The organism is Vibrio sp. 1978, from assembly GCF_033344345.1.
The window spans coordinates 1-574 of sequence record NZ_JAWPOP010000803.1 but is presented as its reverse complement, the minus strand read 5'-3'; the positions used below and the strand labels follow the sequence as shown (position 1 = coordinate 574).

General features: G+C 52.1%; 1 protein-coding gene. It reads right to left on the bottom strand.

The genetic code is table 11. The features are described 5' to 3' along the window. The coding region (locus R8N49_RS29200) for an L-lactate permease (RefSeq protein WP_318190709.1) at positions 1-574 on the bottom strand (574 nt) is incomplete at both ends.

Sequence of the window (574 nt, the reverse complement as noted above, 5' to 3'; positions counted from 1 at the left end):
CGCCTTCACGACCTAGTAGACCGACGGTTGCGGATGCTGCCACCACGTTGTGAATGGCAATCATGTTACCCGCAGCCGCGCCAACGGCTTGCAGTGACACTACAACCACGCTTGAGATAGACAATGTCTGCGCGACTTCGAATTGGAACTGGCTGAACATCATGTTCGATACGGTATTCGAACCCGCGATGAATGCACCTAGCGCACCAACCGTTGCACTTAATGCTGGGAATGCAGAGCCAACGAGGTCTGAGGCAAAGTTTGCGGTTGTTACAGGCATACTTGCTAGGTCAGCACCGTTCACACCTGAGTTGATGAAGATACGTACCATCGGGATAGTGAACACCAATACGAAGCCTGCACCGATTAGCGTTTTGCTTGATTCGCCGAATGCTTCACGCAAAGGTTTTGCGCTACCGCTTTGCAATACAGCAGCAAGCAGAGCAACGAACACCAGTACACCACCAGGAAGGTAAAGCGGCTGGATTGCAGCGCTAACGCCTGTCTCGCCTAGTATGTTGCTAAACGACACGCTGATGCTTTGCAGTAGACCTTTAAACTCCGAGCTTACGCG